The organism is Epilithonimonas sp. (assembly GCF_036780765.1).
Lineage (GTDB): Bacteria > Bacteroidota > Bacteroidia > Flavobacteriales > Weeksellaceae > Epilithonimonas.
In genome coordinates, this window is record NZ_DAIQCG010000003.1 from 22,930 (window position 1) to 41,282 (window position 18,353).

At 35.6% G+C, this 18,353-nt stretch carries 16 protein-coding genes; 9 read left to right on the plus strand and 7 right to left on the minus strand.

Going from position 1 to position 18,353, the window contains the following annotated elements; genetic code table 11:
- Window positions 1-119 precede the first annotated feature (119 nt).
- Both proC and V7P73_RS06640 read left to right on the plus strand, forming a co-directional pair.
- Window positions 120-923, plus strand: a complete 804-nt coding sequence (gene proC, locus V7P73_RS06635; RefSeq protein WP_333852150.1) for a pyrroline-5-carboxylate reductase — start codon at window positions 120-122, stop codon at window positions 921-923.
- 2 nt (window positions 924-925) lie between these two features.
- Window positions 926-1,357, plus strand: a complete 432-nt coding sequence (locus V7P73_RS06640) for a GNAT family N-acetyltransferase (RefSeq protein WP_333852151.1) — start codon at window positions 926-928, stop codon at window positions 1,355-1,357.
- On the opposite strand, the gene V7P73_RS06645 is transcribed toward V7P73_RS06640, so the two are convergent.
- Window positions 1,338-1,781, minus strand: a complete 444-nt coding sequence (locus tag V7P73_RS06645) for a VanZ family protein (RefSeq protein WP_333852152.1) — start codon at window positions 1,779-1,781, stop codon at window positions 1,338-1,340. The genes V7P73_RS06640 and V7P73_RS06645 overlap by 20 nt on opposite strands.
- Window positions 1,782-1,869: 88 nt before the next feature.
- On the opposite strand from V7P73_RS06645, the gene V7P73_RS06650 reads away from it, so the two are divergent.
- Together V7P73_RS06650 and nhaA are read left to right on the plus strand one after the other, a co-directional pair.
- Window positions 1,870-4,071, plus strand: a complete 2,202-nt coding sequence (locus tag V7P73_RS06650) for a RelA/SpoT family protein (protein ID WP_333852668.1) — start codon at window positions 1,870-1,872, stop codon at window positions 4,069-4,071.
- Window positions 4,071-5,237, plus strand: coding sequence for a Na+/H+ antiporter NhaA (nhaA, locus tag V7P73_RS06655; RefSeq protein ID WP_333852153.1), 1,167 nt, complete (start codon window positions 4,071-4,073; stop codon window positions 5,235-5,237). Before V7P73_RS06650 ends, nhaA begins: the two co-directional genes overlap by 1 nt.
- 200 nt (window positions 5,238-5,437) lie before the next feature.
- Here the strand turns inward: nhaA and V7P73_RS06660 are convergent, their stop codons facing one another.
- Complete coding sequence (locus V7P73_RS06660) at window positions 5,438-6,361, minus strand: YihY/virulence factor BrkB family protein (RefSeq protein ID WP_333852154.1); 924 nt, start codon at window positions 6,359-6,361, stop codon at window positions 5,438-5,440.
- 30 nt (window positions 6,362-6,391) lie between these two features.
- Between V7P73_RS06660 and rlmH the strand changes: the two genes are divergently transcribed.
- Window positions 6,392-6,865 (plus strand): 23S rRNA (pseudouridine(1915)-N(3))-methyltransferase RlmH, encoded by a 474-nt coding sequence (rlmH, locus tag V7P73_RS06665; protein WP_333852155.1) that lies wholly within the window; start codon window positions 6,392-6,394, stop codon window positions 6,863-6,865.
- 48 nt (window positions 6,866-6,913) lie between these two features.
- Here rlmH and V7P73_RS06670 read toward each other — a convergent pair whose 3' ends face one another.
- On the minus strand, window positions 6,914-7,468 hold the full coding sequence (locus V7P73_RS06670; RefSeq protein ID WP_333852156.1) for a phosphatase PAP2 family protein: 555 nt from the start codon (window positions 7,466-7,468) through the stop codon (window positions 6,914-6,916).
- 3 nt (window positions 7,469-7,471) lie between these two features.
- Window positions 7,472-7,795, minus strand: coding sequence for a Sec-independent protein translocase subunit TatA/TatB (locus V7P73_RS06675; RefSeq protein WP_313099550.1), 324 nt, complete (start codon window positions 7,793-7,795; stop codon window positions 7,472-7,474).
- 156 nt (window positions 7,796-7,951) lie between these two features.
- Between V7P73_RS06675 and V7P73_RS06680 the strand changes: the two genes are divergently transcribed.
- Window positions 7,952-9,202: a chloride channel protein gene (locus tag V7P73_RS06680; protein ID WP_333852157.1), complete on the plus strand. Its 1,251-nt coding sequence runs from the start codon at window positions 7,952-7,954 to the stop codon at window positions 9,200-9,202.
- Here V7P73_RS06680 and V7P73_RS06685 read toward each other — a convergent pair.
- On the minus strand, window positions 9,199-10,416 hold the full coding sequence (locus V7P73_RS06685) for a TCR/Tet family MFS transporter (RefSeq protein WP_333852158.1): 1,218 nt from the start codon (window positions 10,414-10,416) through the stop codon (window positions 9,199-9,201). The two genes, V7P73_RS06680 and V7P73_RS06685, sit on opposite strands and share 4 nt — an antisense overlap.
- A 153-nt stretch (window positions 10,417-10,569) precedes the next feature.
- Between V7P73_RS06685 and V7P73_RS06690 the strand changes: the two genes are divergently transcribed.
- Window positions 10,570-11,115 carry a hypothetical protein gene (locus V7P73_RS06690; RefSeq protein WP_333852159.1) on the plus strand — a complete coding sequence of 182 codons (546 nt, stop codon included), beginning with the start codon at window positions 10,570-10,572 and terminating at the stop codon, window positions 11,113-11,115.
- 44 nt (window positions 11,116-11,159) lie between these two features.
- Entirely contained in the window at window positions 11,160-11,570 is a 411-nt protein-coding gene (locus tag V7P73_RS06695) for a hypothetical protein (RefSeq protein ID WP_333852160.1), read from the plus strand.
- A gap of 354 nt (window positions 11,571-11,924) precedes the next feature.
- On the opposite strand, the gene secD is transcribed toward V7P73_RS06695, so the two are convergent.
- Window positions 11,925-14,834: a protein translocase subunit SecD gene (gene secD / locus V7P73_RS06700; protein WP_333852161.1), complete on the minus strand. Its 2,910-nt coding sequence runs from the start codon at window positions 14,832-14,834 to the stop codon at window positions 11,925-11,927.
- 276 nt (window positions 14,835-15,110) lie between these two features.
- Between secD and V7P73_RS06705 the strand changes: the two genes are divergently transcribed.
- On the plus strand, window positions 15,111-15,797 hold the full coding sequence (locus V7P73_RS06705; RefSeq protein ID WP_333852162.1) for a DUF4197 family protein: 687 nt from the start codon (window positions 15,111-15,113) through the stop codon (window positions 15,795-15,797).
- 135 nt (window positions 15,798-15,932) lie between these two features.
- On the opposite strand, the gene bglX is transcribed toward V7P73_RS06705, so the two are convergent.
- The gene (bglX, locus tag V7P73_RS06710) at window positions 15,933-18,260 is read right to left on the minus strand and encodes a beta-glucosidase BglX (protein WP_333852163.1); all 2,328 of its coding nucleotides are present in this window, start codon (window positions 18,258-18,260) and stop codon (window positions 15,933-15,935) included.
- Between the last annotated feature and the right edge of the window lie 93 nt (window positions 18,261-18,353).

Genomic DNA, 18,353 nt, shown 5'->3' on the forward strand with positions numbered 1-18,353 from the left:
TATACTATAAAATTAACAATTTTTTAATTTTCCTCGTGCCTTAATCTATAATCAAAGAAAATTATTCTTCTGCTTTTGTGTTTAACATAAATTCGATAAATAAAAATATAAATACACAAATGAAAATTGCAGTTTTAGGAGCCGGAAATATGGGTTTGTCATTTTCAAAATCTTTTTTGAAATATGAATTGATAACACCGCAAAATCTACACCTCATCACCAGAAGTCGAAATAAAAAAGAAAAGATAAAATCTGCCTTTCCAGAATCTGAAGTTTCGTCTTTTGATGTAGTTAAAAACCTGGAAGCTGACTTGATTATCATTGCGGTGAAACCTCAGGATTTTGCTTTCGTTGCAGAAAATCTGACGTTTAAAATTCCGGAAAAATCTTTGGTTTTATCGATAATGGCCGGAATTTCTATTGAGAAAATTCAGAACTATTTGAATCACAAATTTGTGGTTCGAGCAATGCCCAACTCCCCTACTCTTCTCGGGATGGGAATCACAGGTTACACAGCCGCAGACGGAATTTCTTTCTCAGAATTGATGAATGTTGAGCGGTTGTTGAACTCAACAGGACGCTCTGTTTACTTGGAAGACGAAAGTCTTTTGAACGGCGTAACCGCCCTTTCCGGAAGTGGCCCAGCTTATTTCTACTACATCGTAGATGCAATGATAAAAGCCGGAACAGAAATGGGAATTGATGAAAATCTTTCGAAATTATTCGTAAAACAGACGATGTTGGGCGCTTATCATCTCATTAATAATTCGGATAAATCTTTAGAAGAACTGATAAAAGATGTCGCTTCCAAAGGTGGGACAACGGAAGCTGCATTGAAAACTTTTGATGAGAATCAATTGAAGTCGATATTGAAGAAAGGAATTTTAGCCGCAGAAAATCGTGCCAAAGAATTAAACTCATAACAATGTACAATCAACAAGATTTTTATATTTCTACTGATAAATCCAAAATGGACATAGAAACCATTCATCAATATCTATACGAAGAATCCTATTGGGCAAAAGGAGTTCCAAGAGAAATTGTTGAAAAATCTGTTGCAAATTCCTTTTGTTTCGGTGTATTTTACAAAGACAAACAAGTTGGCTTTGCAAAAGTAATTACAGATTTTACGACGATTGCTTATTTGGGCGATGTATTCATTTTGGATGAATTTCGTGGATTAGGTTTGTCAAAATTATTAATGGAAAACATTATGACTCATCCGGAATTACAAGGTTTGAGAAGATGGATTCTTTTAACTGCTGATGCGCATGAACTTTATAAAAAATTTGGTTGGAATAACATTAAAGAACCAGCAAGATGGATGGAAGTTCATACTAAAAATCCTTACCAATAAACTTTCTATTCAACCATCGATATATCCAAAATCCAATCGCAAGACCAAAAGTATTCAGAAGCACATCATCGATATCGAAAACACCTAATTTTGTAAAATATTGAAGACTTTCTACAAGAATAATTGCAAAGAGAAAATCCAAAATTAATACTCGAAAATTATTAAGTTTTGGAAAAACAATTCCTAGAAAACCGAAAGGCATAAACATCAACATATTTCCAAAAACATTGCTCATAACCGTCTTCAAAACAATAGTTTCTTTAACGAAATTAAAGGTAGAAATCATAGGCAACAATCTTACAATATTAATATCGTATTGTCTTCTACCGAATCCGAAAAACATCAGATACAGCAAAAAAACAGTATAAAACGGGATCGAATATCTGTAAAATGTTATAAATATCTGTTGATATTTTTCCTTCATAAAATCAAGCTTTTGTAAAAAACCATAGCAAAGATAGCTTGATAATTTGTATTAATTTTCTTATATTCGTTATAGTTAACATTCTATGATGAACTACGATTTAGAGAAGGAAAACAAGGAAATCCTTGCACGATATAAAGACCTCATTACCAATACCTACAGAACTTTGGATGAGGAGCAGAACAAACTTATCAGAAAAGCTTTTGATATTGCTTTGGATGCACACAAAGATCAGAGAAGAAAAACAGGTGAACCATACATCTATCATCCGATAGAAGTGGCAAAAATTGTAGCCAATGAAGTAGGTTTGGGAGCAACCAGTATTGCCTGCGCATTGCTTCACGATGTGATTGAGGATTCTGAATATACTTATGAGGATTTGAAAAAAATCTTCGGAGAAACCATTGCGGATATCGTTAATGGTTTGACTAAAATTTCTGTGATGAACCAGCAGAATATCTCGGTTCAATCAGAAAATTACAGAAAATTATTATTGACGCTTTCAGAAGATTTCCGAGTAATTCTCATCAAAATTGCAGATAGATTGCACAATATGAGAACGCTGGAAAGTATGCATCCTATCAAACAAAAAAAGATTGCTGCAGAAACTGTTTATATTTATGCACCTTTGGCTCATAGATTTGGGCTTTATTCTATCAAATCTGAGCTGGAAGATCTTTCTCTGAAATACAATAATCCTGAGGTTTATAATGATATTCTTAGCAAATTGGAAACGGCAAAAGAAGGCCGTGAAAAATATGTAGAAGAGTTTACCAAAGAGGTTTCTGAGCAACTGAAAGAAGAAAATCTGAATTTCACGATAAAAGGACGCGCAAAAGCCATCAGCTCAATTTATCGAAAAATGCAAAAGCAGAATGTGTCTTTTGAAGAAGTTTATGATAATTACGCAATCCGAATTATTTACAAATCCGATCCTAGAAATGAGAAATTTTTGGCTTGGAAAATCTATTCGATCGTAACAGACCTTTATCAAAGTAATCCTTCCAGAATGCGTGACTGGATTTCTCAACCAAGATCAACAGGTTACGAAAGTTTGCACCTTACCGTGATGGGGCCGGATAAAAAATGGATAGAAGTCCAAATCCGTTCTGAAAGAATGAACGAGATTGCAGAAAAAGGGGTTGCTGCACATTACAAATACAAAGAAGGTTACCGAAAAAATACAGATGACCAACGATTCGAAAATTGGGTTTCCGAGATTCGTGATGTTTTGGAACAACAGCAAAACCTTTCTACATCGGAACTTCTTGATAATATTAAATTAAATCTTTATTCCAAAGAAGTTTTCGTTTTCACACCAAAAGGTGAAATTAAAATTCTTCCGACTGGCGCAACAGCTTTGGATTTTGCATTTTCTGTTCACTCAGATTTGGGAACAAAATGTCTTGGGGCGAAGATTAACGGGAAATTGGTTCCCATAAGTTATGTCCTACAAAATGGAGATCAGATTGACATTCTTTCTTCTCAGAATCAAAAACCGAAAGCGGACTGGCTGGAGTTTGTTGTAACGTCTAAGGCTAAATCGAAGATTAAGAATATTCTTAATTCAGAAAAAAATCAAAATACGGCGGAAGGGAAAGAGATTCTGCAAAGAAAAATGCGCCATGCAAAACTGAATTTCAATGAGGATGAAATCAATGGTTTGCAAAAACATCTGAATCTTAAAACATCCCAAGACTTATTTCTAGGTTTCCAAAACGGGACTTTTGACATTGGTGATATCAAAAAATATGTTGATGGAAAAAGCATCCTTAGCAATCTATTCCAACGTTTCAGAAAAACTTCTAACAAAGAACAGTTTGTAGAAAAGGTTGATTCTAATCTTGATATGATTGTCTTTGGGAAAGATGAGGAAAAACTGAATTATTCTTTCGCCAAATGTTGTACGGTGATTCCTGGTGACAAAATTTTCGGTTTTATTACCATTTCAGAAGGTATAAAAGTTCATAACGAGATTTGCCCCAACGCAATCAACCTGAGAGCTAATTATGATTATAGAGTACTGCAAGCCAAATGGGTGAATGCTGAAAGCTTTAAAAACAGAATCAAAATCGAGATCGAAGGTTTGGACAGAATGGGAATGATAAATGATATTACAGCGGTTATCAGTGGATCTATGAATATGGATATGAAAAGCATGAGTATTGCTTCTAATGATGGTATTTTTACAGGTAATATCAACCTAGAAGTGAAAAATAAAAGCCAATTGGAAGAGACTTTCAAACAACTGAAAAGTATCAAAGGAGTTTCTAAAGTAAAACGTGTTTAATGATTTTAACCAAATATTTTCAGCAGTTTTTTCATAGTAGCAAAAGTTCAGGAATTGTTCTGATTGTATGTGTTTTGATTTCTTTGTTGATTGCAAACAGCTCACTTTCAGCAGGTTTTCAAAACCTTTTGGATACAAAAATCGGAACAGAATTATTTCATCTGGATTATTCTGTTTCTATTTGGATTAATGATGGCTTGATGGCGATTTTCTTTATTTTGGTTGGTTTAGAAATCAAAAGAGAACTGTTGGAAGGCGAATTATCTGACATCAAAAAAGCAAGTCTTCCCATTTTCGCAGCGGTTGGCGGAATGTTGATTCCTGCAATTATTTATTTCGGATTCAATCATAACACAGAATATAAAAATGGCTGGGCAATTCCGATGGCAACAGACATTGCGTTCTCTTTAGCTATCATTTCTTTGCTCGGAAAAAGCGTTCCCAATTCTTTAAAAATTTTTCTAAGTGCGTTGGCGATTGTAGATGATTTGGGGGCAATTATCGTGATCGCTCTGTTCTACACAGATTCTATAGATTGGATTTCTTTAGGAATTTGTGGTGCAATTAGCATTTTGTTGATTATTCTAAATAAAATCGGGACCAAAAATCTTTTATTTTATATAGTTCCAGGATTATTTCTTTGGTATTTTATGCATCATTCTGGTATCCACGCAACGATTGCAGGGGTTATTCTAGCTTTTACAATTCCGACGAATATTTCAGAAACTGAGATTTCTCCATTAGAAAAATTGGAACAAAAACTTCACATTCCTGTAAGTTTTGTAATAATGCCTTTATTCGCTTTGGCTAATACTAATATAACTTTTCACAAAGAAATCTTTGAAGGTTTTATCAATCCTTTAAGTTTAGGAATTATCGGTGGTTTGTTTGTTGGAAAGGTTTTAGGAATCAACTTGTTTTCATTCTTAGCTATCCGATTAAAATGGGCAGAACTACCTGCTTTTTCTGCTTGGAAAGAAATGATTGGTGTTGGATTCTTGGCCGGAATAGGATTTACAATGTCAATTTTTGTGTCTCTTTTAGCCTTTCCTAATGAAATCGAAATTCAGGATGTTTCTAAAATCAGTATTTTGATTGCTTCGGTTTTGTCGGGAATTACGGGCTATTTCATATTAAAATTCAATAAAAAACCTTTCAATAATTAATTGAAAGGTTGTTAACTTTAATCTTTTTTAGAAGCATTTTTCTTTTCTCTTTTAGCTTCTTTCTTTTCCTTGGCCGTTTTCTGCGGTTCTTTTTTCACGGCTTTTTTAGCGTCTTGACCTTTTGCCATTGCGATGTCTTTTTGGTGTTAGTAAAATTACTTTTTGTAAATATAATTAAATATCCAATTCAATAAACTGATTTACAAATACATTTCTTCCCTAACCAATTTTTCTAATTTCACTTTCTTGATTGCAAGATTCAGCTCATTACCCATCAAAACAAGGAACACATTGATATTAACCCAAACCATTACCAAAATAATGGAACCAATAGAGCCGTAAAGAACATTATATCTTGCAATATTCGCCACATAAATCGCGAAGAAATAAGTCAATATCACAAACAAAACTGTCGTCAAAACAGCACCTGGAACCGCCTCTCTAAGCCTTGTAATTTTAAGGCAACCTACCCAATAAAATAAAGTCAGTAAAATAAAATAGAAAAGCGGAAACGAAATAAAACCAATAATTTTCGTCAGGTTTTTGGTAAACCAGCCGATATCATAAGTTGGGGTGAAAAGCTTCAGCACAACTTCGCTGTAATAAATTCCGAAAATCGAGAGAAAAACCAATGTTAGAAAAGAAATTGTAACCAACATTGCCAATGCATATTCTTTCACAAATCCTCGTTGTAATTCTGTATTTCTATTAAATCCATTTATAAATGTAAAACAGCCGTTGGTTGCAAACACAAAAGACAACAATATCGTCAAGTTACTAATAGATTTCATATTAGGAATAAGGCTGTTCTGGATATATCCGGCAACATCGTTTTGCATATGAGAAGGAAAAACGCGGGGCATCAACACTTCAAAAATGTAAAACTGCAACTTATCGTAATGCGGCATCAAAGGCAAAACAGAAAGTAAAAACAGAATCATCGGAAACAGACTAAGAAAAAAACTCCAGGAGATACTGGCAGCTTGTCTTCCCAAAGGGTTTTTGAAAATAGCATCAGTATAAATCGTCAACATTTTCCAGAGAGAAATCCCCAAAACAGGAATATGAATCCCATCGAAAAAGTTCTTGATTTTGAGAAAAAAACGCTGTAATTTTTTTACCATTCATTTATCTTTGCACCACAAATATACTAAATGCGTATTAATTTACTCTGCATCGGGAAAACGGATGATAAAGAAATTATCTCTCTTATCAAATATTATCTGCCCAGAATCCCGAAACATTGGAACTTCGAATTACTGGAAATTCCGGATGTGAAGAATGCTAAAAACCTAAGTCCCGACCAACTGAAAAAAGAAGAAGCAAAATTATTCCAAAATCAAATCGATTCTTCTGACTTGGTGATTCTTCTAGACGAAAAAGGAAAACAATTCACAAGTCGGGAATTTTCTGAAAAGATTGATAATTGGATGGGAAGTTCTGTGAAAAAAGTGAATATCCTGATTGGTGGTGCTTATGGTTTTTCTGAGGAAATCTACCAACGTTCTAATGAAAAAATCTCTCTATCTAAAATGACTTTCACGCATCAAATGATTCGATTATTTTTTGTGGAACAGATTTATCGTGCGGCTACAATCCTTCAAGGAAAGCCTTATCATAATGATTAGATGTTAGATGTTAGATGTTAGCAAAATTAATTTCTTATTTCTTATTTCTTATTTCTTATTAACAACCTTCTTAGTAAGATTAGCTAAAACACCTCCTAGAAGAAATCCGACGGCGGCACCAAAGGCAATATCCAACGGAAAATGAACTCCTAAATAGATCCGGCTATAGGAAACCAAAACTGCCCAAAATAATAAAATGTAAGGCAGGATTTTATATTTTTTGCCCATCAGAATCGATAGAAAACTAACCAGAAAAAAAGAATTGGAGGCGTGAGAAGAGTAAAATCCAAATTGTCCGCCACAAGTCACCAAACGCATTTTTTCCATCAATAACTCGTTGTGACACGGCCGTAATCTGGCAATGCCATATTTAAAAACACCAGCCAACTGATCGGAAATTGTAATTCCAATAGCAATGAAAATCAATACAAATAATAATTTTTTACGAGGAACAGCTTTGACAACCAAATACAATAAAATCACGTAAAACGGAATCCAGAACCATTTTCCAGTAACTAACAACCAAAACGGGTCGAATGTAGAATTCCCTAATCCATTGAGAAACAAAAGTAATTGTTGATCGAGAGATATCAGTTCGTTCATAGATTATCGGCTTACAGGACCTTCGTGGGATTCGTCTTCAGAAAGATCTATTTTTTCAGCCACTGTATTTTGGAAATCAACACTTTTTTTATCTTCCAAAGGATTGAATTCCTGTGCAGATTTCTTCACATTTTCAATCTCTTTTTTGATTTCAGAAAGCGGATTGTCTGCCTCTTTCATAATCTCGGTTTTGATATCATCTACCGCGCCACGCATTTTACGGACGCCTTCGCCAAGACCTCTTGCGATCTCGGGTAATTTATCTGGTCCGAACAAAACAACGATTGCCAAGGCAATCATCAGCATTTCTCCAATACTCAATTCCATTTGGCAAAATTATGAAACATTTAGAGAATTGATACAGAGAATTTTATTAATTTTTACTTAAAAATTGCTTAGAAATAATTTCTGATGATGGAGATTAGCATTTTCTTCTAACCATTTTTTTTGACGTAAATTTGTGATCTTTAAGAGATTGGGAAAATGAAAAGACAGAAAGTACAGGCGCACAATTATTTCAAATTAATTATTTCATCATTATTCATCGGCGTTATCGCATCCATTTTAGGATTGACACTCAAGAAAATCACCGAGTTTTGTCAGGACCATTTATTTGAATTTGCGGATAAAAACCATTCATTATTATTCATCATCCTACCAACGACTGGGATTACCATTATTTACTTTTTGAGAAAATATCTTTTCAAAAACAGAAAGAACAAAGGGATCACAGAGATTTATAAAACGATAGATCAGAGAAAAGACCATTTGCCATTTTTTAAAATTCCTTCCCATTATTTCAATGGATTTTTGACTGTTATTTTTGGTGGCTCTACGGGTATCGAAGTTTCTACAGTGGTTGCAACAGCTACGGTTGGTAATTCTCTTTACGAGAAACAGTTTGCTGCTAATGTTTATAAATTGGAATTAATTTGTGCCGGAGTGGTTGCCGGAGTCGCTGTACTTTTCGGAAATCCTTTGGTCGGTTGTCTTTTCGCTTTGGAAGTGATTGCTAGAAAAATTAACAAAACTGTCCTCATTAGTTGCGCTTCTGCGGCTTTGATTTCTTGGATTTTTCTTTACTTCTTCCCTTCAAAACCATTGATTAATTTCCCTGTGACGCAATGGAATTGGATGGCAGTTCCGTTTATGATGATTCTAAGTTTATTAGGTGGAACACTCTCTGTTTATTTTACTTTACTCGTCATTAAAATGAAGGATTTTTTCTCCGGAATCAATAATAATTTTATAAGAGTCAATCTTGGCGCACTATCAGTTGGGATTTTGATTTGCCTTTTTCCTTTTCTGTATGGAGATAGTTACCATTCTTTGAATGAATTGATTTCTCATCCTCAAAGTTATTCTATTCTTTTCATCTTAGGCTTAGTATTATTGAAACCATTAGCTTCGTCATTGACGCTGGGAGCTGGTGGAGACGGTGGTGTTTTTGCACCGAGTATCGTGGCGGGCGCCTATTTGGGATTGGCATTCGCAATTGTTTGCAACACCTTTTTTGGAACCTCTTTGATTTACATCAACTTTGTATTGATTGGTATTGCCGCTACTCTATCAGCAGCTATTTATGCACCATTTACCGCATTGATTTTGACTTGCAGTCTAGTTCCGAATGGCTACGAATTATTCTTCCCAATTCTTCTAGGAAGTTTGATTGCTAAAAAAACCGCAGAGAAAATTATCCCTTACAACGTTTACACTTACGTTCCGAAAGCCTAACCTTTCTTCTTCGTAAAACTGATATAGACAAAATACATTCCTGCTAAAAACAGCAAGAAAGCTAAGAAAAATGGCGCTCCCGGAAACAGGAACGGCGCATCTTTGTGCGTGAAGTAATAGAATAGATTCGTCATCAAAGGCGGGCCAATGATAGAAGTCGCACTCATCAGACTCGTCAACGCACCTTGCAGTTCACCTTGCTCGTTGGACGGAATATTCTTTGTAATGATAGACTGCAACGCAGGACCACAAATCCCACCCAAGCAATACGGAATCGTGAAAACCAACATCATCCAGCCTTCCATCGCAAAGGCATAAAGCAACATTCCCGCCGCATACAGCATCAGTCCATAAAAGATACTTTTCTGATCACCTATTTTAGGATTGATCCATCGGATCAAAACACCTTGTACCAATCCAACCAAAAGACCTACAACTCCCAGCGAAATCCCCACCATTCTTTCGTCCCAGCTAAATCTGTACATCGTATAGAAACTCCAGTTACTTTGCACGGCGTGACCGCCAATATAAATCAAAATCAAAGCAGTGGTAAGGGCAGAGATCTCAGGATGTTTTCTTAGGAATTTGAAAGACCCGATCGGATTCGCTCTTTTCCAGCTGAACTCTCTTCGGTTATCTTTGCTAAGACTCTCCGGTAAAACGAAATAACCATAAATAAAATTGATCATACACAAAAGCGCTGCGGCGTAGAACGGAACTCTCGATCCATAATGTCCCAAAATACCACCTAAAACAGGACCGATGATGAAGCCTAAACCAAAAGCCGCCCCTATCAATCCAAAATTCTTTGCACGGTCTGCATCCGTAGAGATATCGGCAATGTACGCACTCGCAGTCGTCACACTTGCTCCGGTGATTCCGGCAATGATTCTGCCGACGAAAAGCCACCAGATACTTGGCGCCAACGCCAGAAAAATATAGTCTATAGAAAACCCAAACAATGAAAGCAAAATCACGGGTCTTCTACCGTATTTGTCACTCAGATTCCCGACCAAGGGTGAGAAAACAAACTGTATGAAAGCATAAGCAAAACTCAGCCAACCACCATACTTGGCAGCTTCGCTGATATCAGCGTGGATCAGTTCTTCTATTAGTTTTGGCACCACGGGGATGATGATGCCCCAACCTGTAATATCTATCAACAAAGTGATAAATATAAATCCTATAGCTGCTGATTTTTGGTTTGTTTTCATAGATTGCGAAGATAGGAATTTTTTGATTTCAGTATTTTTATAAAAATCTTTTCACATAGATTCACTGAACAAAAAAAATATTTCTACAAGAAAATACATAATTTTACATTTAGATTATTGGAATAGAACTATTAACTAAAAAACATCAATTTAATGATCAGTAAAATTTGGAAAGATCCAGTTTGGAGCAAAGTTATATCAGCTATAATTATTTCTTTAGGAGGTTTAATTTTAGCAATCATAAAAAGTGTATGTGAGTCACAAACCTTTAGTGATTCATTTAATGACATTCTGAATTATCAAATTAAAATAATATATGTTCCATTTATGATAATCTCATTCTGGATCTTAAAATGGATATACACTATTATTTTTTCTAAAAAAATAAGTGTTGAAAATAAACTTCTTGAATATAATAAAAATACTCTACGAAAAATTAATATGACAATTGACAAGCGAGAAGGTGTTATGATGAAATGGAATGTTCATTTTTCATCAATGGATAAACCTTTTGTTTCGGATGTAAATTGTTTCTGCACTTTGCATGGAGAATTACCTATTAAATTTTTGTGGAATCGTTGTCCAGTTGACAATTGTAAAAATGCTTTAAAAACTGTCGACAGTAGTGCTATTGAAAATTTTGCAGAATCAATAGTATTAGATGAATGGGATAAATTAAATGGAAACAAAATTATATAGCGCGAGCGTCCCGCTCATGCTTGAATTAATAAGACAAGAGCAAGATGCTCGCGCTAACAAAATTTAGTAAAAAAAACAACCACCCAATGAAAACAAAAATCCCCCTAATCCTAGCCCTACTCCTCGCCATCACATCCTGCGACCAAATCACAGACAATTACTGGGAAAAGAAAGAGCAGGAAAACTACACCTCGCCCTATATGGGAAAATGGGTAGGCTCTTATCAAGGTAACGAAAGTGGTAACTTAATCCTCAGCGTAGCAAAAAGTGGAAACATCACAGGAACCTACGGACCAAACAACGAAATGATCATGAGTTCCGTGAGAGATGATGGCGCATTAAATCCTGTGCTTTCCGATACGCCAATATTTTTAATGTACGGAAGCCTCATCGAAAAAAAAGGTACTTGGAAAAATAAGGATAAGCAAGGTTCTTGGACACTTACAAAACAATAAGCTCGCTCTGCGGTTTGCAAATAGAACTTCTATTGATGATATGTTATTGGAGAAGAATCTCGGCATTTAATTGCATCATTTATAACGACCAACTTTGCTTAGATTCCTCCGGAATGACAAAATACTTTTAATACAATTATTATTTTAATCTGAGCAAAAGAAATGGACTAAAGCCTTTTTTAATTACAATTTTACACAACTGGCTGAAGCCCGACTCTATTGATAATAATCTTATAATGATATTCAATAAATTAAAGTAAATTATTAACCCAAGCTCATGTTATTTTAATTAATGAAAAGAACAAAAAAAAGCTCTCAATTTCTTGAGAGCTTTCATTATATATTTTAAGAAAATTAATTCACTATTTCAGCATTGCTGATAGAAGATTTCCCTGTTACCTTGTCTTCTTTTTTCTTTCCTTTTAGGAAGTCATAAGCCGTAGCCGATGCAATGAAGATCGATGAATATGTACCGAATCCGATACCAATCAATAGACAGAACATAAATCCTCTCAAGTTATCTCCACCGAAGATGAAAATCGCAAGGATTACTAAGATCGTCGTGAAAGATGTGTTGAACGTTCTACCAATTGTGCTTGAGATAGAATCATCAAACAAACCAGCCAAAGTCAACGCTTTCTTCTCACGTAGGTATTCTCTAATTCTATCGAAGATAATTACGGTATCGTTAATTGAGTAACCAATTACCGTCAGAATCGCCGCAATGAAATCCTGATTGATCTCCATATTGAACGGCATCACTTTATAGAATAATGAATAAACCCCAAGGATAACAACTGTATCGTGGAATAGACCAGCAACCGCTCCAAGAGAGAACTGCCACTTATCAAATCTCACCAAGATATAGATGAAGATACCAAGCAATGATGCAGCTACTGCCAACATACCGTGTGTCTGAATATCATCCGCAACTGTAGGTCCTACTTTCGTAGAAGAAACAATTCCTGCGTGTCCTTTATCTGCTGATTTGAAATCTGCCAAAGTCATACCTGCTGGTAACTCAGACTTCAATCCTTCGTATATTTTTTGTTCTACAGTCTGGTCAGCTTGTAGAGACTCATCATCAATTAAATAATCGGTTGTAATCTTCAACTGAGAAGAGTTACCGAATGTCTTAGCTTCTACGATGTTGTTTTGACCATCTGCAGTTACCATCAATTTACCGATATTAGCTTCAATTTTTTCAGCATCTACAGGCTTTTCGAATCTAACAACATAGTTACGTCCCCCTGTAAAATCGATCCCGAATTTGAATCCGTTGATTGCAATAGATGCAACAGCGATTACCATCAAGATACCTGATACGATGTAAGAATATTTTCTTTTCCCGATGAAATCTATCCAAGTATTTCTGAACAAGTTTTTAGTTGGTGCAGTCCAAACAGAAAGAGATTTTCCTTTTTCCAGCCTGCTGAAGATCATTACTCTTGATAATAATACCGAAGTGAATAATGTCATTACCAAACCAATCATTAACGTTACAGCGAAACCTTTGATAGGCCCTGTTCCGAAGACATAAAGAATCAATGCCGTGATGAAAGTTGTAGCGTGACCATCTATAATCGCAGAAATCGCGTGTTTGAAACCATCTTTGTAAGCCTCCATAATTCCTTTTCCAAGGAACAATTCTTCTTTGGTTCTTTCGTAGATAATAACGTTCGCATCTACTGCCATCGCCATAGATAGTACGATACCCGCAATACCAGGAAGCGTTAACGTAGCATCTACAGAATCCATAATTCCGAAGATGTAGAACAAGTTGATTGTCATCGCAATTACTGCGTAAACACCAGCTCCACCGTAGTAGAAAATAATGTAAACGATGATTACCGCAAATGCAATAAGGAATGACATAATACCATCGTTAATAGACTCTGCTCCAAGAGATGGACCTACAACATCTGCCTGTACAATTTTTGCACCTGCAGGTAATTTACCAGCTCCTAAAACATCAACCAAATCTTTAGCTTCTTCCTGAGTAAAGTTCCCGGAAATCTGCGTTCTTCCGTCTGGAATTACATTACTTACAGAAGGTGCTGTGTAAACTCTGTTATCAAGCGTTACTGCTACTACTTTACCTTTGTTTTTCTCAGTCATTACTTTCCAGTCACGAGCTCCTTGAGAATCCATCTGCATATCTACCACGATACGACCGAATTGGTCATAGCTGATATTAGCAGATTCTACAGCACCGTCAACTGGCGCTTTTTGAGTGATATTACCTCTGATTGCATAAAGTACAAGGCTATTAGAATTGTTATTCTCAGGCTTGTAACCCCACATAAACTGAGTATATTTCAAGTTAACAGGTCTCGCTTTGATGGCGATATCGCTGTTAAGTAATTTGTTTACAACTGCAGTATCAGACAATTTTACATTAGCAACAGCGTTTCCAGGTGTAGAATTCAATTGAATCAAATTCATCAAATTCGTAGTTTTTGCAACTCCGATAGAATCTCCTTTTGCTTTTACCAATTGATCCAATTGAGAAAAATAAGGAACAACTTCCTGCATCATTTGCACTTCCCAAAACTGAAGCTTTGCAGACGTTGCCAGCATTTTTTTAACTCTGTCGATATCTTTGATACCAGGCATCTCTACCAAGATTCTTCCAGTTCCAGGAACTCTCTGAACGTTTGGTTGCGTAACACCCATTTTGTCGATACGCGTTCTAAGAACTTCATAAGCAGTCCCTACAGACGCTTCGATTTTTTTTCTTACGATATTTTTTACCTGCTCATCCGGCGTGTTGAACTTAATCTCAGAAAGATTAGTATTACCAAAGATCTCAGGATCTGCAAGTTTTAGGTTGGTTCCTTTTTCTTGATTAACAGCTTCGAACTGTGTGAAGAAATCCTCGATGTATTGTTTACTTGAGTTTTTCTGAGCTTTGTCCGTTCTGTTAAGTGCTTCTATTAAAGTAGCATTAGTAGAATAATTACTAAGATCGTTTACCAAATCTCTTTGGTTAATCTCTAGCAATACGTTGATACCACCTTTAAGATCCAATCCGAGTTTCATTTCTTTCTGTTTAGCAGAAGCATAATCCAGTTTTGTAAAGCCTAAATTAAGCGTGTCTTTAGAAAGTCGGTCGAGTTCGGCTTGGTATTTCACCTGATTCTCACCTGCAACGGCTCTTGCTTCTTTTTCTATTTTATTGGCATAGAAAGAAGGCAGAAGCTCATTGAGACAAATCAATCCAAGAACGATGGCAACTAGTGTAACGAGTCCTTTTCCTTGCATTTTCTTACGATATATATAATTTTAGTCGGCAAATATAATGATTTATAGTGGAAATAAGAATTTGAAAATGAGAAATATGAATATGTATTTTTTTTTGTATCTAAATTTATTTTTTTCGAATAAAATTTAATTAATCCTGACTTTATAAAACAAATTGACAGTGTAGAAGATTAAAATATTAATAGTCATAATTTCAATATTTTCTGATATAATAGACGGCACATCGTTTTGTCTAATAATCTTAACTTTGGTTCAAATTTTGAATTTAAAAAAATTATGAGAACTAAATATTTTATAGTTGCAGGCTTTGCAGCAGTTTCAGGTGCAGTAGTTACCAATTCTTGTATGGCAGTAGCAACATCTAGTATTGGATTAACCATTATAAAAAATATTCTATTGGGAGGTATTTCCAAAGGTATGGCTACTTTAAAAGACAAAGAAGCTTTTATGAATAGTACATTGATAGATCAGGCTATACCATCTCAACTGAAAAGTATTAATAATACGTTACAATCTTTGGGTCTGAGTAGTATTGTGCAAAAAGAAAAACAATACATCGCAGATGCTGCGTATTTTACGGCTAATATATCAGAACCAATACTAAACAACGCCGTAAATAGTTTGACGGCAGATGATGTTACAAGAATTGCACAAGGTGGTTCTGGTATGGCTACTCAAATTTTGAAAGAAAAGACACAATCCCAACTTATTGCAGCTATTACACCGAAGGTAGATGCAAAACTAAATGAATTTGGTCTTGTAAATACGCTTAACAATGCTTTGAAAGGCTCATCTATACTAGGTAGCCTATTTGGAAACCAAAGTCAGAATCTTGCAAGCAATGGCATTAGTCAACTGGCTTCTGAGCAGATTGTAAATGGTTTATTCAATATCATTGGGAATTACGAACAGCAAAATGCCAACAAGATAAATCAGGCTTTTGGAACTCAAATTATAAAATAATAACAATCAATCATTTGAATTGGTAACAAAAATTAAGTTTGATTTTCATTCAAATTAGTTACATACATTTTCATAAAAAAAGCCTTCCAGAACTTGTATCTGAAAGGCTTTTGTAATATTAATTTGAATTAAATTTTATTTTGTCCAAGTGATTCTAGTCGTTTTCACATCGTGAGAATTGGTTCCGATCATCACATCAAAATCTCCTGCTTCCCAATCAAATTTCAACTGACTGTTATAGAACTTCAAATCTTCCGGAGAAATTTTGAAAGTTACTTTTTTACTTTCGCCAGCCTTCAAATATACTTTTTGGAAACCTTTCAGTTCTTTAACTGGTCTTGTAATGCTTCCAACTAAGTCTCTGATATAAAGCTGAACCACTTCTGCTCCATCATATTTTCCACCATTCGTCAAAGTAACTGTAGCCTCGATTGAAGTATCGCCTGTTGGTTTTGTATTACTTACGGCAAAATCAGAATAATTGAACTGAGTATAACTTAAACCATATCCAAATGGATAAAGTGGCGTGTTACACTCATCCAGATAATTGGAACGGAATTTATCAAACGTACATTTCTCTGTATGATCTGCACTCAGTGGACGACCTGTATTTTTTGCGTTATAATAAATTGGAATCTGACCAACACTTCTTGGGAAAGTCATCGGTAGTTTTGCGGAAGGATTCACTTTTCCATAAAGTACATCAGAAACTGCATATCCAGCCATACTTCCTGGGAACCAGACATTCAGCATAGCATCTGCCAATTCAGACTCCTCTGTTAAAACTAATGGACGACCAGTAAATAGAACTAAAACAATTGGTTTTCCTGTTTTTTTAAGTTCTCTCAACAATTCTTTTTGAGTTTCCGGAATTCCGATATCTGTTCTGGAGCTAGATTCTCCGCTCATTTCTGCACTTTCTCCAATTGCCAAAACAATAACATCTGCTTTGCTTGCAACTTCTACAGCTTCTTTTCTGATTTGATGTGCAGAACGACTGTCTCTGCCTGCAGTTTTACCAAACATCGTCGCTCTTTCTTCCATTGTTGCAGATTCGTAAATGTTACTTCCTTTTGCAAAAATGAAGTTCACATCTTTACCAACAGTTTCTTTAAGCCCTCTCAACAAAGAAATAGAATTAGAATGTTTTGCAGCAACACTCCAAGTTCCCGGCATATTCACTGAGTTGTCTGCCAATGGACCAATCACAGCAACCGTTCCAGATTTTTTAAGCGGAAGAACTTGCTTGTCATTTTTCATCAAAACCATAGAATTTGCAGAAATAGTTCTTGCTGCTTCCAAATGTTTTGGACTGAAAACTTCTTTCTGAGCTCTTTTGGAATCTATATATTTATAAGGATCGTCGAAAAGACCCAGGTCATATTTTGCCTCCAGAATTCTTCTTGCTGCATCCGTCACCGTTTGTTCAGAAACCTTTCCTTCAGAGATTGATTTTTTCAAAGTTTTAAGGAAACCTTCTCCAACCATATCCATATCAACACCTGCATTCATTGCCAATGCAGAAACCTGTTGCAAATCTCCCATCCCGTGATCTACCATTTCATTGATTCCGGTGTAATCTGTTACCACAAAACCTTTGAACTTCCATTGATCTCTTAAAACATCTGTCATCAACCACTTGTTTGCTGTTGCAGGAACGCCATCCACTTCATTGAAAGAAGCCATTACAGAACCAACTCCAGCGTCAATGGCAGCTTTGTAAGGCGGAAAATAATTGTTAAACATTGATACGTGACTCATATCAACCGTATTGTAATCTCGTCCACCTTCTGGCGCACCATAAAGTGCAAAGTGTTTAAGACAAGCTAGCATTGTATTATTTTTTGAAAGATCTGTCCCTTGATACCCAAAAACCATTGCTTTTGCAATCTCACTTCCTAAGTATGGATCTTCACCAGAACCTTCAGAAACTCTACCCCATCTTGGATCTCTGGAAATATCGGTCATTGGAGAAAAAGTCCAGTTGATTCCGTCTGCTGTAGATTCCTGAGCAGCAATCTGAGCTGATCTTTGGATCAAATTCATATCCCAAGATGACGCTAAACCTAATGGAATAGGGAAAGAAGTTTCGTATCCGTGGATAACGTCCATCCCGAAAATCATTGGAATCTTCAGACGGCTTTTCTCCACTGCTACTTTCTGTACATCGCGGATTTTATCAACACCTTTAATGTTGAATAAACCTCCAACCAAGCCTTGTTCTATTTTTTTACCAATATCAGAACTTTGGGCTGTACCAGTCGTAAAATCACCTGATGAAGGTAGATTTAGCTGACCGATTTTTTCATCCAAAGTCATTTTGGAAATCAATTGATCTACGAAAACTTTTTTCTTAGACTGGTATTTTTCGGTTTGATAAGACTGAACCGGTTTAGTCACCAATTCCTGCGCCAAAAAGAATGGCGATAACGCCAAGGCAGCTAGAATTACAAACTTTTTCATATGCTATATTTATTATTTTTAAAGGTCATATGGAATCGCTTACTAACAATCAATATTTGATATCAATGATGGCAATAGCGACTTCATTTATAT